Origin of the sequence: Yoonia sp. SS1-5 (genome assembly GCF_038443705.2) — a bacterium.
Classification (GTDB): Bacteria; Pseudomonadota; Alphaproteobacteria; order Rhodobacterales; family Rhodobacteraceae; genus Yoonia; species Yoonia rhodophyticola.
The window spans coordinates 3,057,913-3,082,775 of the sequence record NZ_CP151767.2 but is presented as its reverse complement, the minus strand read 5'-3'; the positions used below and the strand labels follow the sequence as shown (position 1 = coordinate 3,082,775).

The following is a 24,863-nucleotide window of genomic DNA, read 5'->3' as shown; positions in this document are numbered from 1 at the left end:
ATGGTTGTACTGAACAAAATCTACACCAAGACCGGCGATGCAGGCGAAACCGCGCTTGGCAATGGCAGCCGCGTGGCAAAACACGCAATGCGCGTCTGCGCCTACGGCACTGTTGATGAAACCAACGCCACGGTCGGTCTCGCCCGGCTGCATGCGGATGGCCAGATGGATGCGCAACTGGCAATGATCCAGAATGACCTTTTTGATCTGGGCGCCGATCTTTGCCGACCCGATATGGAAAAGGATGCGGAATCTGAATATCCGGTGCTGCGCATGACAGATGCGCAGGTCTCGCGGCTTGAGGATGAGATTGACGCAATGACCAAACTGGTCGCGCCGCTGCGCAGTTTCATCCTGCCGGGCGGATCACCGCTGGCCGCGCAATTGCATCTGTGCCGCACTGTTTCGCGTCGGGCCGAAAGGCTGGCTGTTGAGCTGGCCACGATGGAGGCGGTGAACCCGCCAGCGGTAAAATACCTCAATCGTCTGTCCGACTGGTTCTTTCAGGCCGGGCGCATTGCCAATGATAACGGCAAGAACGACGTCCTGTGGGTGCCGGGCGCCAATCGCTAGCCGCGACGGTTAAAGCCACGACAAGGGTGACAGCGCCGCACGCGCCGATAATATGCGGCCGATGGATTTTGTGACCTCACTTTTTGTGCGCAAGATGGTAGCCGCATCGACCCTCGATCAGGCGAAACTGCTTGCCTCGGTCGGGCTGTCCGCCGATGCAACCATTGACCCCAAGGCGATGGTTGCGGCAACGGCTTACTACGAATTGCTGGAACGTATCGCGGCAGAAACAGACGCGACCGCCCTGCCCCTGCGCACGGGGGCGTCGATGCGTTGTGACGATTACGGCGCATTGGGCCTTGCTTTCAAGGCGGCACCAACCCTGCGCGACTCTTATGCGCGTGTCGCACGCTTTGCGCGCCTTTGGACAAATGTTGTTGAATACTCTTCCGAGCGCACAGATGCCGGGACCTGGTTCAACCTGCACCGGCATGGGCCGCGGCGGTTGGGCATGCGCCTGTCCAACGAGGCGACACTTGCCAGCGCGATCGCCATTGGCCGCGAGGTGTCGCCAGACGGTCAGTTGCGCGCACAGGAGGTCCATCTGACCCACGCACCACCCCCGACCTTGCAGCAGCATCGGGACTATTTTGACTGCCCTGTGATCTTCAATTCGGATCGTGACGGGATCATCTTCGCAAATGCATCCCTTGATCGGCCAAACAAGCTTGGGGATCAGGGGATCACGCAGTTTCTGATCACCCATCTGGAACAGGAACTGGCCCAAGTCACCAGCCAATCGCAGCTACAGGACCGGATCCGCGATCTGATCGCCCGATCGCTGAGCGAGGGGCAACCCAAGATGGATGATATTGCGCGGCGGCTGGGGATGAGCAGCCGGTCCTTGCATCGCAGGCTGTCGGATGACGGGGTCAGCTTTCAAACCCTGGCCGAAACAACCCGAAAGGAATTGGCCATCGGCATGCTTGGCGACGCACGCTTTTCCCTGTCCGAGGTTGCGTTTCTGACCGGCTTTGCGGAACAAAGCTCGTTTAATCGGGCATTCAAACGCTGGCTGGGCGTGACCCCTGCCAACTTTCGTAAGGAACGCGGTCAGGTCTGACCGCCCCGGTCAATGCTTTGGCGGCGACGGGCAATACCGATGCGGTCCGGCCTTCTATCCCTTGGTGCAGTTATCAACCAAGGAGACCACCCATGCACAATCTTATCACCACGCTGATCACACCGGCCTGCCTTCTTTGCGCGGCAACTGCGGCCTTTGCGATGGACCCGGACGTTAACCGGGCCAATGCAATTTCGCTATCGGCAGATCACCCCAACAGCTTTTTGAATTTTGCGCCCGAATTGCCCCAGATGCGCGCCCGGGCGGCGCAGATCAACACGGCGTTTGGCCTTCATGTCAGCGAAATTGAACCCGGCTTGTTCTTTGTCACAGATCTGGTCTACCAGTCCGCATTCGCCATCACGGATGACGGCGTTGTCGTCTTTGACGCCCCGCCCAGCTTTGGTGACAATCTGCGCAAGGCCATAGCGTTGGTCGCTCCCGACCAACCCATTACCCATCTGATCATGAGCCACGGGCATAGTGATCACAATGGGGGTGGTTACACCTTTGCCGATATCCCCGACCTGGAGGTCATCAGCGCCGCGGCCGTCGCAGACACGTTGGCGGCCCATCCTTTGCAGGGCGTGCTGACCCCAACACGGACCTTCGCTGATACGCTGGTATTGAACATTGGCGGTCTTGCGATCAACTTGCAGACTGCGGATTTCCATGCCGAAGATGTGGACACGCTGATCTATCTGCCGGACCAAAAGTTCCTCATGGCCATTGATACGATCACACCCGGCGAGGCGCCGTTCAAGAATTTCGGCGCAACAGCCGATATCAGCGGCTATCTGGCCAATTTCGAGACATTCCTGTCTTACGACTTCACCCACTTTCTGTCGGGGCATGTCTCTGTTCTTGGGACCCGCGATGATGTCATCAAGAGCAGGGACTATGCGTTCGACGTGCGTGACACGGTGTATGCGCTGATGCCCACGTTCAATGACCGGATGATGGAGGCGCTTGAGGCCGTTGCATTCGAGAACCCCAATCTTGCCTACCGCTACGCAATGGAAACGATCCGGGACGATTGCGCCGGGCAGATCATTGACCGGTGGCAGGACGAATTATCGGTGGTCGACCTTTGGGCAGACAGCCACTGCGACACCATCGTCACATTCGCCATCATGCACTGAACCCGGCAGACGGCGTCAGCCAATGGCGCCCTCCGCGCGGCTCCAACAAAGAGGATCATCAGATGTCTGTAACGTTTCTTGTTCTTATCCAAATTGCCCTCATCTCATATGCGACTGTGGGGGGCGTCTTTCTTGCCTTTTCCGATTTCATCATGCGCGCGCTTGGCCGGACTGGGCAAAAGGGCGGCATCGAAGCCATGCAAATCATCAACCGCGAGGTGTTTCGGTGGGTCTTCATGGTCCTGTTTCTGGGCCTGGCCCCGATATCGCTTGTCCTGATTGTCTACAGTGTGACCAATCTTAACGGGCTGGCTGGCAATCTGGTGACGGGCGCCGGTCTGATCTACCTGATCGGATGTTTCGGGGTCACGATCCGGTTCAATGTGCCGATGAACGAAACACTGGGCGCAATGGCGCTGGATGCAGCGGGAACAGAGGCCTACTGGGATCAGGTATACCTGCCGAACTGGACCTATTGGAACAGCATCCGCACGATTGCCTGCGTCGCGGCATCCGTCTGTTTGCTGCTGGCATTGCCGATGCTGGTTAGATGACACGCCCTTGCAGGGCGGCGCAAAACACGCCGCCCTGCGCGCTTAGGCCAGACCTGCTGTCGACACGGGCCGGCCGGCTTGCGCCTGGCGACCATCCCGGATCAGCAGGATGCCAACCCAAATGAACCAGACAATATAACCAAGGCCAAAGATTGCGCCGGGTAGCTCGCCGGTTTGCGGAATGATCGTCAGCAGACCGCTGACGCCGATCACTACCGAAAAGAGCGCAAGCGCGCGGGGTGGGCGCGGCAGGGCCATCGCAGCGATCGCAATCAGGATCGCCCAGACGCTGCCCGCGATCTCGTTCCCGCCGCCCAGACCATTTTCCACAAGGCTTATCACTTCCCAGATGCGAACGGCATCATCGGGGGCGGTGGCGAACTTTTCGGCTACCGCTGCAATGCCAACATTGGCGACCATACCCGCGCCGACCACCAATGTGGCCCAAAGCATGCCAAAACTGCGGACCATCTGTGCCAGATGCGGTGATGTACCGGCAAAATACATCCCCAATGTGACGGCAAGTGCTGCAAGCGCCAACCCGTTGACCACGTAGATGGCCAGGTTCCAAATGATCATCAGCCCGGTATTTTCGGCAATGAAGGCGGCAATCGCTGCCGGATCGGCATCGTTGGCCCCATATCCTGACGGGGCCAGTAAAGTCAGCAACACCACAAAGCCGAAAATATATGTGCCTGCGCAGACGAATGCCGCCGTGCCGCCCCAAAATCGTGGATCTTTCATCTTTCACCCTTTCAAATCTCGTATCAGTCTTAATGGGTGCAACAATACATGGTTTACGCCTCGGCCCACATGACCGTTGGTATCAATCGCTTGTCCTGCGGGCTCAGTTTGGGCAAAATTGCAGCTATGAAAGTGCTGACTGTCGCGGCCGGACTAGCCAGAACCTATATCGACTATGCCGAACGCAAGGGCGCGGATCGGGTAGCTTTGCTATCTGCCGCGGGCCTGACCGAAGCAGCCATCGTCGATCAGGATGATCGGCTGCCGCTTGAAACCTATCGCACCCTGATCTTGGCGGCCAAGGATGCCACGGGCGATCCTGCATTTGTGCTGCACCACGCGATGGATACCGAATTGCGGCAAATCTCGGTGGTGGGGCTGATCGTGCACAGCGCGAAATCCATGGCCGATTCAATGGTGCAGCTGAACCGCTATGCCAAGCTGATGGTCGAAGTTGACGTGATGGATAGTGGCGAGCGTTTCAGCATGGAGCCTTGCGCCGAAGGCGTCTGGGTTGTGGATAACCGCCCCGATCCGAACAGCTTTCCCGAATTGACCGAGGCGAATTACGGTCGTTTCGTTAGCGAGTTTTCCCGCGAATTCCCCGACCATCCGTTTGCATTGGCAATCGAGGTGACGCATCCAGCCCCATCCTATGCCGAGGCCTATGAACGGGTTCTGCGCTGCCCAGTGACGTTCAATGCCCAGCGCAACGCGATGCTGATTGGTTCGGAATGGCTCGAACAGGAGTTCGATGATCACATCGGCTATGTTTTTGGTATCTACGCCGAACGGGCGGATGCCTTGCTGGCCCGGCTGGAAACCGAAGACAGCCTGCGCGCACGTATCGAGGCGCTTGTCCTGCCCGAATTGCACAAGGGCGAGGTCAAGATCGACACGGTGGCGCGCGATTTGGGGATGAGCCGGCAAACGCTCTATCGGCGTCTGAAAGATGAGGGCGTGACCTTTGCGCAGATACTGGATGATCTGCGGTGCCGGATGGCCTCGGACTACCTGTCTGCCCGCAAAGCATCGGTGAATGAAACCGCATATCTGGTTGGATTTTCCGAGGCCTCATCCTTTGTGCGTGCCTTTCGGCGATGGACCGGTATGACACCGGTCCAGTATCGTGGCCAACAGCATTCGCTGACCTAGGGGCCTGACCCTAGCCACTGACCGCAACGATCACCGATGCAATCAGCATCAACACAGTCACCGGCCCCCACATGCGTCGTTCCGGGAGCGACGGCGTTGCCAGATTGCCAATGGCCGACAGGATGCTCAGCCCGACGACGGCCCAGATGGCCCAGGCGGGCACCACCGCATCAACCACATGCGCATCGGCCAGAACCACAAACGCCATCACGGCCAGAATGATCATTTGCAACAGGGCGATACCGCGTATCGCCGGGGGCAACACACCGGGCCAGCGACCACCAAGGGTCAACACGCCCCAAGGCGCCCCAAGCGCCAAAGCCAGTTGAACAATGGCGGGCGGCACGACAAGGCATGCATACAGGATCGCGGCTAAAGTCTCGGGCATGGGGACCTCCATCTGCTATTGCACAATTGCCAATGCGGGACCCGGGACATCACCGGCACCATCGCCGCCAGACCCATATCATGCCGCAATGTATCGGGCAGGTTCACCCCGCTTTGACAAGGCCGCCGGTTAGGCCGCGGCGCGATGCGACCTGCATGACCGCCGCTTGTCACTTCCAACCTCATCAGCCCACCACACGGTGGCCGCGCCCCTTCAGACAGGCCATGACAATAGCCTCCCGCCGGTCGTTTGCGTCGACGGCGGCGGCGACACCACCGGCAAGCACACCACCGACCAACCCTTCGGCAACGGTCGTGTCATCATCGAACCTGCCAAGCAAGGCACCGACCCCACCGCCCAACACGGCGGCGGCCGCTGTTTCCTGATCGAATTGCGACTGATTGCGCGCAAGCCCCTGACAGGCCTGCAGATCGGATTGGAAGGAGGGCTGCGGGGGACCATCCAGGATCGGCGTGTAGGCGGCCCCGCTATCCGCGCATCCGGCGATTGCAATCAGTGGACATAGCGCGAGAATATAAAATAATTTCATGATGGACCTACAATATGATGTTTCATGTGCAGGACCGATTTAGAATGTAGGGGGGCGCACCGACATGACCGTTGGTTGCAATGGATAGACCGGGCGTCCCAAACGCTGCTTAGCGATGTAATGCATCCGCAAGAAAGTCATAGACACGGCGAATCCGGCGGCTGGTTGTCACGTCGCGATGGGCAACCAGCCAGATCGGAAAGGTTAGCGGTTCAAGATCGGGTAAAACCCGGACGACACCCGGCTCTGCGTCGCCAATAAGCGCGTCCAATATGCCGATGGCCGCACCCTGTTTCACCAGTTCCCACATGACGATATAGCTTTCGGTCAGGATCGGGAAATTTGCTTCGGTCAGCCCGAGGCCGAGACTGTTCAATCCTTTGATCATTCCCCCCGACCGGTCCATGTTCACAAAACTCGCATGGCGCAGGTCATAAGGTGTGGCCGGGTACCCCAGACGGCGCAGATAGTCAGGGGTTGCGTAAAGCACCGCGTCTGCGGTGCCAACTTTCTTGGCGACCAGATCAGGCTCTGTCGGGCGAAAGTTTCGGATGGCGATATCCGCCTCGCGGCGCAACAGATTGCTGGCGTGATTGGCAACAACGATCTCAACCTGAATGCCAGGTTCAGCCTCGCGCAGCCGGGTGACAATCGGCGGCAGAAGGACGGCCGCATAAGTCTCGCTTGCCGAGATGCTGATATTGCCTTCCAGCGCCTGGGATTGGCCAAGGGCGCTGAGCGACACGCGGCCTGCCGCCGCGCCCATTTCGCGGACATGGGCCAACAATTCGATCCCGCTGGGGGTCAGCGTCAGGCCACGGCCAACCCTTTCGAACAAGGCGATGCCCAACTCCTGCTCCAACCCGTCGACCTGCCGGCCCAAAGTTGGCTGCGCCATGCCCAATGCACGCGCGGCTGCAGAAAGAGACCCCTCTTCCGCTGTCACAAGAAAGGCGCGGGCTTTGTTCCAGTCAAATTTCACCGCTCTCCAATCCATGCATATCTGCATATCAAATCTGAAAATTTGGTCAATTCGCATGATTTTCCATCCGCGTTAGACCGGTCGCAGTACCGCAACGGAAACCCAGCCGCGGCATCGGCAGTGCTTGTGCGGATCGCGCGGCCCAACAGAAAAAGGATTGGAAATGACACATCAAATGCAGACCCAATGGGACCCCAGCGCAGCGCGAGCTGCGGGCGGTCTTTATCTTGCCATCGCCATTTGTGGCGGTTTCAGTATCGGGTACGTCCCGATGCAGATTGTCGTCGCAGGCGATCCGGCGGCTTCTGCCGCAAATCTTCTGGCCAACCAGGGGCTGTTTCGCCTCGGCGTTCTTGCCGATAGCGCGGTGATCCTGTTCGAATTGGCGATTACCGTCATCCTCTATCACCTGTTCCGACAAACCAGCCCAACGATGGCCATGGTTGCCCTGCTCTCACGGGCGGGCATGATCGTCATCATGGGCGTCAACCTGCTGTTCTGGGTGATGAGCTATATCGTCCTGACCGGCCCCGAGGCCTTTTCCTCAGATCAACCGCACATACTCGCGCAGTTCTGCTTTGACGCGCATGCGATGGGCGTCTTTGTCTGGCAGTTGTTCTTTGGCGCACACCTGCTGGCACTGGGTTGGCTGGTTTGCAAATCCGACGCGGTCCCAAACTTTTTGGGTTGGGGTCTGTTTGTCGGGGCATTTGGCTATCTGATCCAGGGGCTGGTCGAATTGACGTTTACCGACATTGCCCTGCTGGACCAGATCATCATCGCATTGCTCGTCGTTGTCACATTGTCCGAGGTCAGCTTTGGCCTGTGGCTTCTTTTTCGCGGCGGCGCACCCACACGCAAATCCGAAAATCAAATGGCCGCAGCGGCCTGAAGGAGCATCATCATGTTTGCATATTCTTATTCACAATACGGCGCCCCCGACGTCGTCACACGGGTTGAAATCAGCAAACCCGTCCCAAAGCGCGACGAGGTGCTGATCAAGGTTGTGGCCACAACGGTCAGCGCCGGGGATTGGCGGGCGCGCAGCCTGACAATGCCAACAGGCATGGGCTGGGTCGGACGATTGGTTTTTGGCGTCACCGGACCGCGTAAACCCGTTCTGGGCACCGAGTTTTCGGGCGTCGTCGAAACCGTGGGGGCCAACGTCACGGCCTATCATCCGGGCGACGCGGTGATCGGTTTTCCTGGTGCCGCGTTTGGCGCGCATGCGGAATACATCACCATGTCAGCGGCTGGCAAACTGGTGCGCAAACCTGAAAATATCAGCTTTGCGCAAGCTACCGCGATCCCGTTCGGGGCTTCAACCGCCTATGATTTCCTCGTCAACAAAGGACAGCTGCGCGCCGGCGAGCGTGTGTTGGTCAACGGGGCATCCGGGTCGACCGGATCTGCCGCGGTCCAAATTGCCAAACATCTGGGCGCGCATGTCACAGGCGTTTGCAGCGGCAAGAACGCGGATATGGTGCGCGCCATTGGGGCCGACAGGGTCATTGACTACCAGACGCAGGACTTCACCGATCAGGACGCCACCTATGATGTTGTTGTCGATACCGTGGGCAGCGCGCCGTGGTCGCGGACACAACATGCCTTGCGACCGGGCGGGCGCATGCTGCTGATCGCGGGCAGCACATCGGATATGATTTTCGGCGGGCTGAAGGCACGATTACGCGGCAAACGGCTGATCGGGGGCGTTGCCACCGAAAGCCGTGAGATCCTGCAAGCCGTGGTAGACCTGACCGCAGCAGGCGCGTTCCACCCGGTGATCGACCGCTGCTTTGCCGCAGATCAGATGATCGCGGCCCATGCCCATGTGGATACCGGGCACAAGAAGGGGAATGTCGTGGTTGCATTTTCAGCACTTGAAAATGCCGAACAACTGGCCAGCTGATATGAGCCCACATAAACCCCCGCCCGGCAAGGTGGCGGGGGTTTTGCGGCGCTCCTTTGGGCCGGCCTGTCAGGTTTTCCACCGTTCCAGACGCGGAAGCGAGCGGGTAAAGACCCAGCCCATGAACCGTGGCATGCCCTTTTTCTGCAAAGCCTCGATACAGAACGCCTGCATGCCGGCGACGTCGATATCGGGCATACGAAAGCGGCCTTCATCATAGCATAGCGAACAATATTTAGCGCTGCGCGATCCGTCAGCCTCGGTTCCACCACCAGCCGGATCCTTGTTCATCGGCATCGCACAGCTTTGACATATCTGGCCCATGGTTCGTCCTTTCCGTTCTGTCGTTCCGGTCTTGCCGGATGGACCCCAGTGTCATAAAACCATGGAGTGGAGTCAATGGTTTTGGAGGCCTGATGCGTATTGGTGCGCTTTCTGCCCTGACAGGGCTGTCGCGGGACACGCTGCGTTACTATGAAAGGCAGGGGCTGATCCGATCCAATCCATCGGATGAACCGTCAAACACCTACAGGGACTACCCCGACGATACGGCCGAACGTCTGCGAATGATCACGGATGCACGCGATGCCGGCCTGTCCATCGCCGACCTGAAGACCTTGCTGGACTGTATGGAACATGGCGAACTGGGGGCTTTTGATCTGGATGATTTTCTGGAAACCCGCATCCGCCATTTGGACCATATTATTGCCACCGCCGAACGTACGCGCGATGTGCTGCTGGCAACCAAGGCGGCAATCAGCCCGCATGCGGATGATTTGGTGTCGAAACATGCGCACCGGCAGGACGTGACGTCCGGATGACGACCCGCGTCGATTTTGCACTGTTTTCGCCCGCGCGTGCAGGATAGTAACGTCCCGAGACAAAAATAGCTCAGATTCTTAGGGAGAGAAACGCAGATGAAGGTCCTCGTACCCGTCAAGCGCGTGATCGACTACAACGTGAAGGTTCGCGTCAAAGCGGATGGTTCAGGTGTCGATCTCGCCAACGTCAAAATGTCCATGAACCCGTTTGATGAAATTGCCGTCGAAGAGGCCATTCGCCTGCGCGAAGCAGGAAAGGTCGAAGAGGTTGTCGCAGTATCCATCGGCGTCAAACAATCGCAGGAAACCCTGCGGACGGCGCTGGCCATGGGCGCGGATCGGGCCATTTTGATTGTCGCTGCGGACGACGTGCACACAGATATCGAACCACTTGCCGTTGCCAAGCTTTTGGCCGCTGTCGTCAAGGAAGAGGCCCCTGGTCTGGTCCTGTGCGGCAAACAGGCCATCGACAACGACATGAACGCGACGGGTCAGATGCTGTCGGCACTGCTGGGTTGGTCACAGGCCACATTCGCATCTGAGGTGAATATCGACGGCGACAGCGCCACGGTCACCCGCGAAGTGGATGGCGGTCTGCAGACGATCAAGGTGTCCATGCCCACCATCATCAGCGTCGATCTACGCCTGAACGAACCGCGCTATGCATCCCTGCCCAACATCATGAAGGCCAAGAAAAAGCCGTTGGATGAAAAGACACCCGCCGACTACGGCGTTGATGTCACGCCACGGCTGAGCATTGTCAGCACCACAGAGCCAGAGGCCCGCAAGGCAGGCATCGTCGTTGGGTCAGTGGACGAACTGGTCGAAAAACTTAAAGAAGCGGGGGCTGTATAATGGCTGTTCTTCTCATTGGTGAAGTCACCGAAGGTGCCTTGGCAGTTGATGCCACGGCCAAGGCCGTCACAGCGGCAGCCGCACTGGGCGATGTGACCGTGCTTTGCGCGGGCGCAAATGCAAAGGCGGCGGCAGATGAAGCCGCCAAAATTGACGGTGTGGCCAAGGTACTCTGTGCCGAAGATGCTGCCCTTGGGCATCGTCTGGCCGAACCGACCGCAGACCTGATCGTGTCCTTGGCCGGCGATTATTCCCATATCGCCGCCCCCGGGACGACAGACGCCAAAAACGTCATGCCACGGGTTGCCGCCCTGCTGGATGCAATGGTGATCTCAGAGGTGACCGGTATCGTGGATGCCGACACGTTTGAGCGCCCCATCTACGCGGGCAACGCGATCCAGACCGTGAAATCCGCTGACGCCAAGAAAGTCATGACGATCCGGACGGCAGGCTTTGATGCCGCAGGTATGGGCGGCGCTGCGGCCGTCGAAACCATTGGGGCCGCTGGCGATCCCGGCCTTTCGGAATGGGTCGAGGACAAGGTTGCAGCCTCCGACCGGCCAGAGCTGACATCAGCGGGTGTTGTTGTGTCAGGTGGCCGCGGCGTGGGATCAGAGGAAGATTTCGCACTGATTGAAAAGCTGGCTGACAAGCTGAACGCGGCTGTCGGCGCATCACGGGCGGCGGTTGATAGCGGCTACGCGCCAAATGACTGGCAGGTTGGTCAGACGGGCAAGGTTGTCGCACCAGATCTTTATGTGGCAGTCGGCATCTCGGGCGCAATCCAGCACCTTGCCGGGATGAAGGACAGCAAGATCATCGTTGCGATCAACAAGGATGAAGAGGCGCCAATCTTCCAGGTGGCCGACTACGGCCTTGTTGCCGACCTGTTTGAGGCGGTTCCTGCGTTGACAGAAAAGCTCTGATCCGGACGCATCACAAGATAGTAAGGGGCTCGCGTATTTCGCGGGGCCTTTTCTTATGTGGACACTTGTCAAGTGGAACGCTCGATGCTGCGATAACTCAATCCGCTCTCAAATAGCAGGATTGCGCCGATTGTGTTGAAAAACTCTGCTTGTTTAGGGTGCTGCACCCTGATTCAATCTCTTCATTGATGCAGAGGATTTATCGCGATGATGGGACCAAAGCAGGAAGCGCAAGCAGCATTGTTCTATGAGTTCTCGCTTGAGGATCACATCCCGCCGGATCACCTATTGCGGGCGATTGATCGGTTCACGGATCTGAGCAAAATTCGTGTTCATTTAGCGGATTTCTATAGTCATACTGGACGTCCTTCGATCGACCCCGAACTAATGATCCGAATGCTATTGGTGGGATATTGCTTTGGCATCCGATCAGAACGCCGCTTATGCGAAGAGGTCCATCTGAACCTCGCCTACCGCTGGTTTTGCAAGCTCGATCTCTCAGATCCGATCCCGGATCATTCGACCTTTTCCAAAAACCGACATGGACGGTTCCGTGACAGCGATCTGTTCCGGCATCTGTTTGAGACCGTCGTGGCGCGTTGCATGGCAGAGGGCTTGGTTGGCGGCGAGACCTTTGCGACGGATGCCAGCATAATCCAGGCCGATGCGAACAAGCAGTACTCGGCACCAAAGGCAGAATGGGAAACGGCAAAGATTGATCCGGCGGTCGTGCCAAGGGCCGTGCGGGAGTATCTGGAGACCTTGGATGACACCGCATTTGGTGCGGCCAGTGATGTGACACCAAAGTTCATGTCTTTCTCTGACCCAGCCAGCCAGTGGACGGGTGCGTTGAAAGGGCCAGCATTCTTTGCCTATTCGACCAACTACCTGATCGACACCGACCATGCGATCATCCTTGATGTGGAAGCCTCTCGTGCCATCCGCCAAGCCGAGGTTGGTGCGACACGCACCATGCTGACGCGCACGCGAGATCGGTTCGACCTGTTTCCTGATCGTTTGGCCGCTGATACCGCTTACGGGTCCGGCGACATGCTGGGGTGGCTGGTGAACCAGAACATCGACCCGCACATTCCTGTCATCGATAGATCGGATCGCAAAGATGGTTCGTTCTCAAACCTCGACTTCAGCTATGATCAGAAAACTGATGAGTACACATGTCCTGGCGGCAATCCCCTCAAGAAATATTGGCGAAAGATGCGCACCGCACGGACAGGCGTCAGCAAGGATGGCATCAAGCGCTACTACGCGAGCAAAACACACTGCGCGACTTGCGCCCTCAAGGACCAATGCACCCCAAACCAAGACGCCCGCATCGTCTCAAGACATGTTCATGAGGCAGCTCGCAACAAAGCACGCCAAATTGCCAAAACCGACGCCTATACCGATGCAAGCAGGCGACGAAAAAAGGTCGAAATGCTCTTTGCACACCTCAAGAAGATCATGCGGCTCGACCGCCTGCGCCTTCGTGGACCAAACGGCGTAAAAGACGAGTTCCTTCTCGCAGCAACCGCCCAAAACCTCCGGAAGCTTGCAAAGCTGCGCCCAGCAGGCCCGGCGATGGCGTAAGATCAACGCTGGCCAAACTAAATCCGCAAGCGAAGGCACCTCTCAAGCCGAGTTTTTCAACACAATCCGCCCATAGTGGCTTTTGGGCTTTAACTCCAATAAATCTTGGCGCCCTTACAGATTAAGAACCCATCCCACCATAGAACCAAAAACCCGGTCGCATATGAAACATCTGTCTGTGTGGTTGTGTGCTTAACGCCTTGCCTGTTGAGTTCTTCAGATATCATCTGGCATATGGCATCTGGCCCTTTCGCGATCTGGAACATGTCCAACTTAGACAGACTTACGAACTTCTCGAGAGCCTCGCCGCAATTGACGAACTCCGAGTGTCCAAAGGGGCATTCGGTATCAGTCAAAAAGCGGTCCAGTGAAGTCAAAAAAGCAAGTGGATCATTAAGTGGCTCGGAGCAAAAAACTTCAGTGGAATTTACCTTATTCCAAGTCGCTTGCGCCAAATTAGTGATGCTGAATTCTTCGAGGTCTTCACTGCAAGGGTCTTTGCTCAATGGAACGGAAGCAAGACAAGACTCGGTTAACTTCGCTCGCAAAATCTCATCAAACTCAATAGTTGCCGAGCCTTCTTGAATTTTCTTGGCGTCCTCGAATGGGAGCCACCATGGAAATCCATCAATTTCCATAACCGCTGTGCCATCGGATATTCTAAGTTCCCGAACTGAAGTCGGATGTATGATCTCAGTTGTATCCAGCAAAGCAAAAAGTGATTTTGGAATCATGTTGAACGGCTCGCAATCTGACAAACTAAGCATCGAGTTTTGCGGCCTCGCATGCAAATCGTCAACGGCATCAATGGCCGCACATCAGTCATTGATCGGTCGCACATCAGCCTTATCCGCTCGCTTTGTGCGCGGCGGATTGAAGCCAAAACAGCGATGTTACCCGGTCTGCGTAAGCCTTTTCTTATTCGTGCCTGTCAGGATGCAGGATCACCAAGTACCGTTTTCGGTACGCGCCGGTTGATGAGGGTGCCGCCCTTTTTTGTTGTCGGTTATCCCGACCAGGCCCCGCGCGCGACACCCTCGACTGGCGAAGGCGGCGTTTCCACCGTCATGCGCCAGAGCTTGATCGCGAGCTTGCGGGCGACGGCGACAATGGCCTTCTGCCCGATCCCATGCTTCGCGAAATGATGATTGTAGATGGCCTTAGCTTCTGGATCGCGCCAGGTCCATTGCCACGCGGCCTCGACAAGAATGCCGCGCAAGCGTTTTTGTCCAACCGGGCGCAGCTTTGCCCGCGCTTTGCTGTTGCCGCTTTGGCTGACCACTGGTGCGAGCCCAAGATATGAGGTGACTTCTTCCGCCCGGTTGAAGCGCTCTGGTGAAAACAGTTCAGCGAGAAAATGCGACGCCGCAGTCTCCCCCACCCCAATGATGGACGTCAGCCGTTTGAAACGGTCAGGATGCATCCGCATCGTTGCTGTCCTGATCTCAGCACGCAGCAGCTTGTCCTCGGAAAGTAGGAAAAGATACTCGCGGACCATCGAGGCAAGTGCCATACGGTGCTGGGGTGGGATCGGCAGTGCTGACAGGTCGTCGGACGCCGCCAATGACCACTTCTGTAGGCTTGGAGGTTCGTCGATACCGGAGGCCAGAAGAAAGCCTTTGATCTTCTGTTCGATCTTGCCTCGACTTTCCGCGATCCGCTTCCGCCGCCGAACAAGGGCGCGATAGCCTTCCTACTCGACGGTGGGAATGGCAATCGGGCGCAGCAAACCCCGCGCGAAATAGTTCGCCAGCTTCACTGCATCAATACGGTCAGTCTTGGCCGCCGCTGCGTAACCGCGTGGAATGCGAGAAGCAGCAATCACGGAGACTGCGAAACCTGCCCGCTCCAAGGCACGCGACAAGGCGAACCCCGTCGGACCCGATTCATACACGACATGCGCGATCTGACATCCAAGCCCTGACGGTTGATCGGCCAGCGCCTCTTGGCCGGATGGACAAGTATAGGTCTCTACGATCCCGTCTTCTGGATCGAACAGCGCAACTGAATAAGTCTTCTTGTGGACATCAAGACCGACATAGATCGGACGATCTTCGACGGCTGCTAGAAACCGCGAAATACGTGTTGCTTTCTTGACGATGCTGGAAACTCCTTGGTTGGGAATGTTCCGGCATCGCAGCAGTCAGCCGCGCCGCCGTCCAGCATGGTATTTTTTTACTCCTGCATCGCGTAAAGACTTTCCCGCAGCGACTGCACCAATTTCATACCAGCCTCGGCATGGCAGCGGACACCCAGCATTTCGGACGCAAGCGCGCTTTGGCTTTCACGAAACTGCATGCCTTTTGTGCCCTCGGCCAGCGCGTCCTCAGATGGATTGACGACGACCACATCTTTGACCAATGGCCGCAACTCCTCGACCATGCTGGCGGTGATGAACAGCGGATCGCTTTGCAGCTGACTGGACCTTTCGGACCAATCCTGATCGTTCAACTCTTCTTCCGAGAACCATAAAAGGATGCTGCGCGGCCCGATCTGCGTCAGCATGTTTTTCATCCGTGCAAGCCAGGCCTCGCGCAGTTCTGCCACGACGATATCGAACCGTTCGGGCGACTTTGTATGCAGCGCCCCAAGCATATGCCGAATGAACGAAAACTCCGAGAAATCGACATCGCTGTAGATGGCCTGAAGAACGGTTGATGCCCGCAAGAACCGGTCATTCCGACGCGGGTGCACTGAATAGAACCGGTTCGACAGGAAATTGGCGCCCATGATCTGAACGACGGTCATATCCGCGTCGTGGCAAATTCCCATCACGGTTGCATCGTTCACGAAGGCATCAATGCCGCCATTCACGCAACCAAGGTTGACACAGGTTTGGCGCATGGCCTTTTCGACAAGCGCCGGGAACGGCTTTGCGACGAATTTGCCGTAAGTCTCTGTCCCGCCGATAAAGGCAATATAGGGCTGATCAAGGCGACGCCGGGGTCCGCGAAACAGGATCCGTGAACTACCATAGCGACACGGCGCATATGACAGGTCACCATCCTCGATATTTTCATGCTTCATTTGTACCACCACTCCTTTTTTCCCAAGTCAGATTCGCCCAAATCGCTTGAGAAATCACTAAAGGGCCAATTGTATATAAGTTTTCCACGGGCCCTGACCTTGAAGCTGGGCCGCGCTGCAGCATAAGGTGCCGGTGAACCAGACAGGGGACTGCAATGGCGATTGAACGTGTGGGCGTCGTGGGCGCCGGCCAAATGGGAAACGGCATTGCCCATGTCTTTGCACTGGCGGGATATGAGGTGCTGCTGACTGATATCAGCGAAGATGCCTTGACCAGCGCAACCTCGCTAATCGCGCGCAATCTGGACCGGCAGGTCAGCCGAACGTTGATCACCGACGCCGAAAAAACCGACGCGATGGCCCGGATTGCGACAACGACGCGCCTGACAGATCTGGGGCCGACCGATCTGATCATTGAGGCCGCGACCGAACGCGAAACGGTGAAAACCGCGATCTTCGAAGATCTTGTCCCGCATCTGAAACCCGACACGATCCTGACCTCGAACACCTCGTCAATCTCGATCACCCGACTGGCGTCACGCACGGACAGGCCGGAAAAGTTCATGGGGTTTCATTTCATGAACCCCGTGCCCATCATGCAGCTTGTCGAGCTGATCCGCGGCATCGCAACCGACGAGCCGACATTTCAGGCCTGCCATGCCGTCGTCGAGAAATTGGGCAAAACATCCGCCACGGCCGAGGATTTCCCGGCCTTTATCGTCAATCGCATCCTGATGCCGATGATCAACGAAGCGATATATACTCTCTACGAGGGTGTCGGTTCAGTGAAGTCCATTGATACATCGCTGAAGCTGGGCGCCAATCATCCGATGGGGCCGCTGGAGCTGGCGGATTTCATTGGGCTGGATACCTGTCTGGCGATCATGAATGTGCTGCATGATGGCTTGGCGGATACCAAATATCGCCCCTGCCCGCTTTTGACCAAATATGTCGAGGCGGGCTGGCTGGGGCGCAAATCAAAGCGCGGATTTTACGACTACAGAGGCGATACGCCGGTTCCGACCCGGTAGGGCGCGCGCCTACTCGCGTAGGGCCAGCGTGTTCTCGCGCAGCCAGGCCATGAAGGCGCGCGGCTCGCTCAGGCGGGCGTCGACGTCAGCCTTTTCAAACGGTGTGCCGATCACCGGTTTCTGCGGTTTGCCGCAGGCATGCACGATTTCATGCAGCAAGAGGCTTTGACGCAAAGTCGCCGAAATCCGGTTCGCGATCTGATACCAACGCGAATTCGCGCCCGGAAAGAAGCATGGCACAACAGTCGCCCCGGATATCCGGATCATCTTGGCGGTGAAGACATTCCATTCCGCCTCTTGCGCGGGGCCGAACATCGTATCAGATGACGCGACAACCCCGGATGGGAACAAGGCCACCAGACCGTCATTTTTCAAATGATCCATCGCCGCGCGCCGCATCTCGACCATTTTTTGCTGTGCATCCGGCTCGTGTGGAAACGGAACCGGGATCATGAAATCCGATGCATCCTGATCAATGCCAGTGAGGATAGAGCGGGTCAGAATGCGATAGTCTGTCCGGACCTTGCCAATAAGATCGGCCATGATCATCCCGTCAACCATGCCATGCGGGTGATTTGCGACCAGCACAACAGGGCCGGTTTTGGGAATACGGGCCAACTGTTCTGCCGGGGTCAGCAGGTCAATACCCATCACATCCAAGGCACCGCGCCAAAAGGCCTGGCCGTGAAATTTGCCCTGCTTCTCGAATTTCCGGATCATCCGAATGATATGAATCTTGCCGGTAAACCACTCGATCGTGCGGATGATGTTGCGCTTTACCGGACTGTCGAATGTGTTGGAATATGTCAGGCTGCGCCTGTCATAGACGCGCGGCGGGACATCGGGCGCAGTGATATGCCGGGTCGTTTCTGTCAAACGGTCGTCCTATCCGGGCCTTGCCCGCCTCGCCTAATCTGGTTCTCCGAACTTGTCAGCGACAAGCTCTGTCAACGCGGCCATAAGCGCATCTGCCTGCGGCCCACTTGTAGCTACTTCGATATAGGTTCCCACCGAAGCTGCCAACATCAAAAGGCCCATGATACTGTTGCCGCTGGCCTCGATCCCATCCTTGCTGATTGTGGCGTCTGCGTCAAAGCTTTCAACCACTTCGACCAACCGTGCGGATGCGCGGGCGTGCAAACCCTTGATATTCTCGATCTTCAGCCGGCTGGTGGTCATTGGGGCAGGCCGCCATTGTGGCAATCAATATATTTATGCGCAGCGGCAATCGCGGCCTCGACCGCGTCAGGCACAGTGCGCTTGCGGGACTTTGCCAGCTTGATCAACATGGGCAGGTTGGCGCCATAGAGGATGCGACGATTTTCCGGCCGACAGGCGCGAAGGGACAGGTTGGAAGGTGATCCGCCGAACATGTCCGTCACAATCACCACGCCGCTGCCAGTGTCAACCGCGTCCGCCGCTGAACAGATTTCAGATTGTTTGGCGGCCCTGTCGTCATCGGCGCCAATGGTGATGCTCGTCATGCCGGGCTGTTCGCCAACCACATGTTCAACCGCCGCAAGATACTCGCGCGCAAGCCCACCATGCGCAACAATCACGATACCAATCACACCCCTTGTCCCTTTTCCGCAAGCGCGTGCCCATCGCGCCGTTCCATTTCCCGATGCCGTTTAGACACCTGCCATCCGTCCTGCGCAAGAGCGGATGCAAGCCGTTCCGTCACTGCGACAGACCGGTGTTGCCCCCCGGTACATCCGAACCCGATGGACAGGTGCGATTTGCCCTCGTCTGTATGCGCGGGCAGGACCAGATCAATCAGCGCCTTTACCCGCTCAAAGAACGGATCAAAGCGCGGGTCCTCTGCCACATAGATCGCCACCGCAGAATCCCGCCCATCCAACGGGCGCAGCGCGGCCTCCCAATGGGGGTTTCGCAAAAACCGGCAATCAATCACGATATCCATACCACGCGGCAGCCCGCGCTTATACGAGAACGAATGCACCGTGACCCCAATCGGGCGCCCATCCTCGCCACCAAACCATCGCTCGATCTCGGCGCGCAGGTCGTGGGGCGACAGCCCGGTCGTGTCGATCAGCACATCTGCCCGCGCCCGGATCGGAACCAACAGGTCACGCTCGCGCGCGATGCCGGCCAGCGGGGGACCGGCAGGGGCAAGCGGATGCCTGCGTCGCGTCTCGGAATAGCGGCGCAGCAACTCTTCTTCTGCGGCGTCAAGATACAGCACCTGCACAGCGGGCTGCCCTTCGGCGGACAGCCGGTCAATCGTCTGGATCAGGGCGTTGGTCCCAAAGTCCCGGTTGCGCACATCCAGACCCAGCGCCAGCGGCCGGTTCGGTGGCGGACCTTCCAGAAGTCGCGGCAACAGGGACAGTGGCAGATTGTCGATCACCTCATATCCGAGGTCCTCAAGCGCATTGATCGCGGTTGATCGGCCCGCACCTGACGGGCCGGTCACAAGAACCACGGCAAGTGTATCTTTCGGCGTATCAAGTGACGAGACGGTCATCGGTCGCTCCAACCCGCTTTGAGGATTTGAATGATTGCCGGTGCAAAATGTGGGCCTGTTACCCCATATATCAAGGGTCTTTCCAATCCCAAAACCGTGACCTTGCGTCGGGGGGGCAGCCGCTCTGCGCTGGTCTGATCCAGGTCAACCATCAGGACAATTTCGGCCTGCTGTCGGGGCTGGGCTTGCAATATCCCGATCCCCCGCGCCTCGATCAGGCCCTGGGTTGTGTCCGGTGCGGTCGCCAGCAGCCGATCACCGGCGCGGCGCAGGCAAACACGGTCATCAGCGACCAGATCACACCCAAAGCCCATCAATATCAGGGCAAGCGCGGATTTCCCGGCGCCCGATGCCCCCGTAATCAGCACCCCTTGCGATTGCCACGCCACGCAGCTTGCATGCACAGGTTGGTCGGCGTCGGATAGCGCCACTAGACCGGCAGGCCGACCACAAACCGCGCGCCCAACGGCTCTGACGTCGCATCAGCGTCGGTGGGCCGGATATTTTCTGCCCAGATCACACCGCCATGCGCCTCGACGATCTGTTTGGAAATCGCCAGCCCAAGGCCGGAATTATTGCCGAACTGACCTTCGGGGCGTTCGGAATAGAAGCGCTGGAAAATCTTGGCCAATGCCTCGTCCGGGATGCCGGGACCGGTATCCTCGACCACGACCAGAACGCGGTTCTGACGTTTGCGGGCCCAGATCCGAATAGCATCGCCATCTTCGCAGAACGACACCGCATTGGTGATCAGGTTGACAAAGACCTGGGCCAACCTGCCTTCAAGGCCCTGCACTTCGATGGGTTGCTCGGGCATATCGGCGATAAATTCGATCCCGCGATCGGCGGCGTCTTTGCCAAGGAAATCAATGATATTGCCAAGCATCGTCAGAAGATCGAATGTTTCCTCTTCTTCCTTGACCAGCTCACTATCAAGCCGCGAGGCGTTTGAAATATCGCTGACCAGCCGGTCAAGACGTTTCACATCATGCTCGATCACTTCAAGCAGCTTCTCGCGCTGGTCATCCCGCTTGGCCACGCGCATGGTGCCGACCGCAGATCGCAGCGACGCAAGCGGGTTCTTGATTTCGTGGGCAACGTCGGCGGCAAATTGTTCGTTACCTTCAATCCGCTCGTAGAGCGCTGAAACCATGCCGCGCAAAGCCCCCGATAGACGCCCGATCTCGTCCGGGCGGGCGGTCAGGTCGGGGATGCGCACCTTGACCGGTGACATTTTTCGGGCGTTCTTTTCGTGGCTTGCCTCGGCCGCTGTCGCCAGATCAGCCAGCGGGTTTGCGATGGTTGATGCCAACACAAGGCTCAAGCCGATGCTGACCATGATCCCGACCAGAAACAGGCGCAAGACCTGCTCGCGCTCGCGGCGCACCAGGCTGTCGACCTCCCCCGCCGCGGTGGTCACGCCAATAACGCCCACTGCCTGGCCGTCGCGCATGATCGGTGTGGTCACGATAAAGCTTGTGACACCGCCGATTGAGGACGCGCCCAAGAGCGTGCCCCCCTCGATTGCGGCGCGGACGCTTTCCTGGGACAATTCTATCAGCTGTTCTTCGGGCGTTCGTTGATCATCGTTAAAAGTGAGCAACCCCACAAATATGTTCCACACCGCGCCCAGAAAGTCGGTGATAAACGTACCACCGGCCTGGATATCCAGTTCCGCAATCTCATTTGCGGCCAATCGGCCGGTGGCTGTCGCAACCAGGGTGGCATCGGTTGTGTATACTGAAACCTCAACCCCGCCGCGCAGGTTCAAACCTGCAAGGGTTGCCGCAGGGTTGATCCCATCGGCCGTCGCCAGATTGACCGGCGCCATCGTCGGCAATTGCGCCTCAAAAACATCGGCGATCAGTTGCGCCTCGTTCACCAGACCCTTGGCACGCTGATAGGCAAGGTTATCCCGGGACGGGTTCAGATACAGCACGCCAGCGATCAGTAGAATAAGCGCGATCAGGTTGAAGGTTACAATCTTGCGGGCAATCGGGGATCCACGCAGGGCATAGACACCACGCTGGCGTTGACTATCCGCTATCCCCTCGGGTTCGACGATTTCGGGATCAACCCAGTCATCCCCGAGTACAAGATCAGGCGTACGCGCGGCAGCGCGCACGGACTTGAGGTCGCGTACGTCAATCTTCGGGGCGGCTGTCATGCCTTAACTCATGTTACTCTTCGTTGTAGCGGTATCCGATGCCGTAAAGCGTCTCAATCGCAGAAAACTCGTCATCCGTGTTACGCATCTTCTTGCGCAGACGTTTGATGTGGCTGTCGATCGTGCGGTCATCGACATACACCTGATCATCATAGGCCACATCCATCAACTGATCGCGGCTTTTGACGAAACCGGGGCGTTGGGCCAGCGCCTGCAGCAACAGAAATTCGGTCACTGTCAGCGAAACGTCCCGCCCTTTCCATTTCACGGCGTGGCGCAGCGGGTCCATGACCAACTCACCACGCACCATGACCTTGGTTTCTTCGGTTTCTTCAATCTCTTCGCCGGCGATGGCATCCTGACGACGCAGCAGCGCGCGGATACGCTCCACCAGCAGACGCTGCGAAAACGGCTTTTTCACATAGTCATCCGCGCCCATCCGCAGGCCCAAGACTTCGTCAATCTCGTCGTCCTTGGAGGTCAGGAAGATCACGGGCATCGACGTCTTCTGGCGCAGTCGCTGAAGCAGATCCATACCATCCATGCGGGGCATCTTGATATCAAGAACCGCCATGTCGGGCATGCGTTTATTGAAAGCCTCGAGGGCAGACTGACCGTCATTATAGGTCTCGACCTCGAATCCTTCAGCCTCAAGTGTCATCGACACCGAGGTCAGGATATTGCGGTCATCGTCGACCAACGCGATTCTGGACATGGGTTGCCCCCTCGATAGTATTTGATGTTGTTTTTGAACCTTCTAGGAGAGTTTTCATCTTTTTGCGCGGACGAATCAATCCCTAACTCCGCCTGCGCCCCTTTCGTGCGGCGCATTGGTTCATTTTTGCAATTGGCAATGTACCTACGCGGCAATTGTTTCCAATCTCTTGAATTTGGTTGCGCTAACACTGAATTGGTTGCGCTAACTGCGACAAACCGGACTATCCGGCCTTAAAAACATAGTGTTATGCATAACGGGTCGCTGGCCACTTCCGGCCGATATTTTAAGGAGCGAACCCATGGACCAAGGTCAGGTCAACCCCGAGATGAAACTTGAAGATCAAGGCATCACCGGGCTGGGTTATGTCTATTACAACCGGACCGAGCAGGAATTGCAGGACGCTGCGGTCGCTGCTGGCGAAGGGGTGAACGGCAAGGGCGGGACGTTTCTGGTGTCGACCGGCAAGCATACGGGCCGCTCTCCGAAGGATAAATTCGTTGTCCGCACACCCGATGTCGAAGACACGATCTGGTGGGAAAACAACCCGCCGATGGAGCCCGCCAAATTTGATCAGCTCTATACCGACATGCTGGCCCATATGCAGGGCGGCAGCTATGATGTGCAGGATCTGTTCGGCGGCGCGGATCCGGCCCACCGACTGGATGTGCGCGTCATCACAGAGCTGACATGGCACGGGCTTTTCATCCGCCACATGCTGCGCCGCCCCGAGCGATCGGAGCTTGCGACCTTCACGCCGGACTTCACAATCATCAACTGCCCCTCCTTCAAGGCCGATCCGGAACGGCACGGTTGCCGGTCTGATACGGTCATCACGCTGAATTTCGACAAGAAGATGATCCTGATCGCAGGCACGGAATATGCGGGCGAAAATAAGAAATCTGTCTTTACCCTGCTGAATTATCTCCTGCCCGAAAAGGGTATTATGCCGATGCATTGCTCGGCCAATCATGCCCCCGGCAACCCGGTTGATACGGCCGTGTTCTTCGGTCTTTCTGGCACAGGGAAAACCACGCTTTCGGCAGACCCGTCACGCGTTCTGATCGGTGATGATGAACATGGCTGGTCTGATCGGGGCACTTTCAATTTCGAGGGCGGCTGCTACGCCAAGACAATCAACCTGAGCGCCGAGGCAGAGCCTGATATCTACGCAACCTGCGAGATGCCCCATACCGTGATCGAAAACATGGTGTTCGATCCGGACACCAAAGAGCTTGATTTCGAGGATGACAGCCTGACCGCCAACATGCGCTGCGCCTATCCGCTGCACTATATTTCGAACACATCCGAAAGTGCGCTTGGCGGACATCCAAAGAATATCATCATGCTGACCTGTGATGCATTCGGCGTTCTGCCACCAATTGCCCGGCTGACGCCGGCACAGGCGATGTATCATTTCCTGTCGGGCTTTACATCCAAAGTAGCCGGAACAGAACGCGGGGTGACAGAACCTGAACCCACATTCAGCACCTGTTTTGGGGCACCATTCATGCCGCGCCGTCCCGAAGCATACGGCAACCTGTTGCGCCGCAAGATCGCAAGCCATGGCGCGACTTGTTGGCTGGTCAATACCGGCTGGACGGGCGGAGCATATGGTGTCGGGTCTCGGATGCCGATCAAGGCGACACGCGCATTGCTATCGGCCGCACTTGACGGGACATTGATCGAAAGCAGCTTCCGCAAGGATCCGCATTTCGGTTTTGAGGTACCTGTTTCGGTTGACGGGGTAGATGATGGCTTGCTGGACCCGCGTTCAACCTGGGCAGACGCGTCGGCCTATGACAAGCAGGCCACAAAACTTGTGGCGATGTTCAGCGACAATTTTGAGAAGTATGTGCCCTTTATTGACGACGACGTGAAGGCTGCTGCGATTGGCTAGGCAAAGATGGCATGGGGTTTGGATGCAAACCCCGGCCACTTGCGCATCTGCGCGTGTGAAGCAGCAGCAAAGCAGACAACCTGTCAGGTACGAATAGGAAGAGGCTTACGCAGCAAGTTGCACGGCTTTGATTTAGCCTCCGAACGCGGTGTTTCTAACAGGCACGGTGGGCTTCGCTGCGGTCAACGCCTAGTGTCTCATATACGGGACATTGTCGACCTTCGCTGCGCGAGCGCCAAGATCGGCTTTGCCAATATGCATGAGACGTTTCGCCTCTCCTGCTCTA

29 protein-coding genes are annotated in these 24,863 nt (G+C 57.6%); 13 read left to right on the top strand and 16 right to left on the bottom strand.

Going from position 1 to position 24,863, the window contains the following annotated elements; all coding sequences use genetic code 11:
- From AABB31_RS16695 to AABB31_RS16680, 4 genes are all read left to right on the top strand, one after another.
- The gene (locus tag AABB31_RS16695) at positions 1-573 is read left to right on the top strand and encodes a cob(I)yrinic acid a,c-diamide adenosyltransferase (protein ID WP_342077082.1); all 573 of its coding nucleotides are present in this window, start codon (positions 1-3) and stop codon (positions 571-573) included.
- A 61-nt stretch (positions 574-634) separates the two neighbouring features.
- The gene (locus AABB31_RS16690) at positions 635-1,636 is read left to right on the top strand and encodes an AraC family transcriptional regulator (protein ID WP_373635038.1); all 1,002 of its coding nucleotides are present in this window, start codon (positions 635-637) and stop codon (positions 1,634-1,636) included.
- Positions 1,637-1,728: 92 nt separating this feature from the next.
- Entirely contained in the window at positions 1,729-2,778 is a 1,050-nt protein-coding gene (locus tag AABB31_RS16685; protein WP_342077083.1) for an MBL fold metallo-hydrolase, read from the top strand.
- 62 nt (positions 2,779-2,840) lie between these two features.
- Positions 2,841-3,332 carry an anthrone oxygenase family protein gene (locus AABB31_RS16680; RefSeq protein ID WP_342077084.1) on the top strand — a complete coding sequence of 164 codons (492 nt, stop codon included), beginning with the start codon at positions 2,841-2,843 and terminating at the stop codon, positions 3,330-3,332.
- A 42-nt stretch (positions 3,333-3,374) separates the two neighbouring features.
- On the opposite strand, the gene AABB31_RS16675 is transcribed toward AABB31_RS16680, so the two are convergent.
- Positions 3,375-4,076, bottom strand: coding sequence for a hypothetical protein (locus tag AABB31_RS16675; RefSeq protein WP_342077085.1), 702 nt, complete (start codon positions 4,074-4,076; stop codon positions 3,375-3,377).
- A gap of 126 nt (positions 4,077-4,202) precedes the next feature.
- Between AABB31_RS16675 and AABB31_RS16670 the strand changes: the two genes are divergently transcribed.
- Entirely contained in the window at positions 4,203-5,231 is a 1,029-nt protein-coding gene (locus AABB31_RS16670) for an AraC family transcriptional regulator ligand-binding domain-containing protein (protein WP_342077086.1), read from the top strand.
- Between the two features lie 10 nt (positions 5,232-5,241).
- On the opposite strand, the gene AABB31_RS16665 is transcribed toward AABB31_RS16670, so the two are convergent.
- From AABB31_RS16665 to AABB31_RS16655, 3 genes are all read right to left on the bottom strand, one after another.
- Entirely contained in the window at positions 5,242-5,619 is a 378-nt protein-coding gene (locus AABB31_RS16665; protein WP_342077087.1) for a hypothetical protein, read from the bottom strand.
- Positions 5,620-5,803: 184 nt separating this feature from the next.
- Positions 5,804-6,169 (bottom strand): glycine zipper family protein, encoded by a 366-nt coding sequence (locus tag AABB31_RS16660; RefSeq protein ID WP_342077088.1) that lies wholly within the window; start codon positions 6,167-6,169, stop codon positions 5,804-5,806.
- A gap of 109 nt (positions 6,170-6,278) precedes the next feature.
- Entirely contained in the window at positions 6,279-7,178 is a 900-nt protein-coding gene (locus tag AABB31_RS16655) for a LysR family transcriptional regulator (RefSeq protein WP_373635813.1), read from the bottom strand.
- Positions 7,179-7,314: 136 nt separating this feature from the next.
- On the opposite strand from AABB31_RS16655, the gene AABB31_RS16650 reads away from it, so the two are divergent.
- A complete protein-coding gene (locus AABB31_RS16650; protein ID WP_373635037.1) occupies positions 7,315-8,043 on the top strand; it encodes a DUF4386 domain-containing protein in 729 nt (242 codons plus the stop codon).
- A 12-nt stretch (positions 8,044-8,055) separates the two neighbouring features.
- Positions 8,056-9,060 carry an NAD(P)-dependent alcohol dehydrogenase gene (locus AABB31_RS16645; RefSeq protein WP_373635036.1) on the top strand — a complete coding sequence of 335 codons (1,005 nt, stop codon included), beginning with the start codon at positions 8,056-8,058 and terminating at the stop codon, positions 9,058-9,060.
- A 69-nt stretch (positions 9,061-9,129) separates the two neighbouring features.
- Here the strand turns inward: AABB31_RS16645 and AABB31_RS16640 are convergent, their stop codons facing one another.
- Positions 9,130-9,384: a zinc ribbon domain-containing protein gene (locus tag AABB31_RS16640; RefSeq protein ID WP_373635035.1), complete on the bottom strand. Its 255-nt coding sequence runs from the start codon at positions 9,382-9,384 to the stop codon at positions 9,130-9,132.
- A 92-nt stretch (positions 9,385-9,476) separates the two neighbouring features.
- Here AABB31_RS16640 and AABB31_RS16635 point away from each other — a divergent pair, with 92 nt between their 5' ends.
- From AABB31_RS16635 to AABB31_RS16620, 4 genes are all read left to right on the top strand, one after another.
- On the top strand, positions 9,477-9,881 hold the full coding sequence (locus tag AABB31_RS16635) for a MerR family transcriptional regulator (protein ID WP_342077093.1): 405 nt from the start codon (positions 9,477-9,479) through the stop codon (positions 9,879-9,881).
- Positions 9,882-9,977: 96 nt separating this feature from the next.
- Positions 9,978-10,736 carry an electron transfer flavoprotein subunit beta/FixA family protein gene (locus tag AABB31_RS16630; RefSeq protein ID WP_342077094.1) on the top strand — a complete coding sequence of 253 codons (759 nt, stop codon included), beginning with the start codon at positions 9,978-9,980 and terminating at the stop codon, positions 10,734-10,736.
- Positions 10,736-11,662 carry an FAD-binding protein gene (locus tag AABB31_RS16625; protein ID WP_342077095.1) on the top strand — a complete coding sequence of 309 codons (927 nt, stop codon included), beginning with the start codon at positions 10,736-10,738 and terminating at the stop codon, positions 11,660-11,662. Before AABB31_RS16630 ends, AABB31_RS16625 begins: the two co-directional genes overlap by 1 nt.
- A 207-nt stretch (positions 11,663-11,869) precedes the next feature.
- Positions 11,870-13,249: an IS1182 family transposase gene (locus AABB31_RS16620; RefSeq protein ID WP_342075069.1), complete on the top strand. Its 1,380-nt coding sequence runs from the start codon at positions 11,870-11,872 to the stop codon at positions 13,247-13,249.
- Between the two features lie 89 nt (positions 13,250-13,338).
- Here the strand turns inward: AABB31_RS16620 and AABB31_RS16615 are convergent, their stop codons facing one another.
- The 4 genes from AABB31_RS16615 to AABB31_RS16600 form a co-directional block, all read right to left on the bottom strand.
- The gene (locus tag AABB31_RS16615; RefSeq protein WP_342077096.1) at positions 13,339-14,016 is read right to left on the bottom strand and encodes a hypothetical protein; all 678 of its coding nucleotides are present in this window, start codon (positions 14,014-14,016) and stop codon (positions 13,339-13,341) included.
- A gap of 239 nt (positions 14,017-14,255) precedes the next feature.
- Positions 14,256-14,813 (bottom strand): transposase, encoded by a 558-nt coding sequence (locus AABB31_RS16610; RefSeq protein ID WP_373634885.1) that lies wholly within the window; start codon positions 14,811-14,813, stop codon positions 14,256-14,258.
- Between the two features lie 129 nt (positions 14,814-14,942).
- Positions 14,943-15,293: a transposase gene (locus tag AABB31_RS16605; RefSeq protein WP_373635812.1), complete on the bottom strand. Its 351-nt coding sequence runs from the start codon at positions 15,291-15,293 to the stop codon at positions 14,943-14,945.
- A gap of 131 nt (positions 15,294-15,424) precedes the next feature.
- Positions 15,425-16,276: a DUF6473 family protein gene (locus tag AABB31_RS16600; protein WP_342077098.1), complete on the bottom strand. Its 852-nt coding sequence runs from the start codon at positions 16,274-16,276 to the stop codon at positions 15,425-15,427.
- 155 nt (positions 16,277-16,431) lie between these two features.
- Here AABB31_RS16600 and AABB31_RS16595 point away from each other — a divergent pair, with 155 nt between their 5' ends.
- Positions 16,432-17,307 carry a 3-hydroxybutyryl-CoA dehydrogenase gene (locus tag AABB31_RS16595; RefSeq protein ID WP_373635032.1) on the top strand — a complete coding sequence of 292 codons (876 nt, stop codon included), beginning with the start codon at positions 16,432-16,434 and terminating at the stop codon, positions 17,305-17,307.
- Positions 17,308-17,316: 9 nt separating this feature from the next.
- Here AABB31_RS16595 and AABB31_RS16590 read toward each other — a convergent pair whose 3' ends face one another.
- Genes AABB31_RS16590 through AABB31_RS16560 form a run of 7 tightly spaced genes read right to left on the bottom strand, consistent with a single transcriptional unit; the run spans position 17,317 to position 22,677 of the window.
- Positions 17,317-18,183, bottom strand: coding sequence for a lysophospholipid acyltransferase family protein (locus tag AABB31_RS16590; protein ID WP_342077099.1), 867 nt, complete (start codon positions 18,181-18,183; stop codon positions 17,317-17,319).
- A 33-nt stretch (positions 18,184-18,216) separates the two neighbouring features.
- Positions 18,217-18,486, bottom strand: a complete 270-nt coding sequence (locus AABB31_RS16585) for an HPr family phosphocarrier protein (protein WP_342077100.1) — start codon at positions 18,484-18,486, stop codon at positions 18,217-18,219.
- Positions 18,483-18,878 (bottom strand): PTS fructose transporter subunit IIA, encoded by a 396-nt coding sequence (locus AABB31_RS16580; protein ID WP_342077101.1) that lies wholly within the window; start codon positions 18,876-18,878, stop codon positions 18,483-18,485. Before AABB31_RS16580 ends, AABB31_RS16585 begins: the two co-directional genes overlap by 4 nt.
- A complete protein-coding gene (gene rapZ / locus AABB31_RS16575; protein ID WP_373635030.1) occupies positions 18,875-19,795 on the bottom strand; it encodes an RNase adapter RapZ in 921 nt (306 codons plus the stop codon). Before rapZ ends, AABB31_RS16580 begins: the two co-directional genes overlap by 4 nt.
- Positions 19,792-20,226: an HPr kinase/phosphorylase gene (locus AABB31_RS16570; RefSeq protein WP_373635028.1), complete on the bottom strand. Its 435-nt coding sequence runs from the start codon at positions 20,224-20,226 to the stop codon at positions 19,792-19,794. Before AABB31_RS16570 ends, rapZ begins: the two co-directional genes overlap by 4 nt.
- The gene (locus tag AABB31_RS16565; protein ID WP_342077103.1) at positions 20,226-21,962 is read right to left on the bottom strand and encodes a sensor histidine kinase; all 1,737 of its coding nucleotides are present in this window, start codon (positions 21,960-21,962) and stop codon (positions 20,226-20,228) included. Before AABB31_RS16565 ends, AABB31_RS16570 begins: the two co-directional genes overlap by 1 nt.
- 13 nt (positions 21,963-21,975) lie before the next feature.
- Positions 21,976-22,677 (bottom strand): response regulator transcription factor, encoded by a 702-nt coding sequence (locus tag AABB31_RS16560; RefSeq protein WP_342077104.1) that lies wholly within the window; start codon positions 22,675-22,677, stop codon positions 21,976-21,978.
- Positions 22,678-22,978: 301 nt separating this feature from the next.
- Between AABB31_RS16560 and AABB31_RS16555 the strand changes: the two genes are divergently transcribed.
- The gene (locus tag AABB31_RS16555) at positions 22,979-24,577 is read left to right on the top strand and encodes a phosphoenolpyruvate carboxykinase (RefSeq protein WP_342077105.1); all 1,599 of its coding nucleotides are present in this window, start codon (positions 22,979-22,981) and stop codon (positions 24,575-24,577) included.
- The last annotated feature ends 286 nt before the right edge of the window (positions 24,578-24,863 follow it).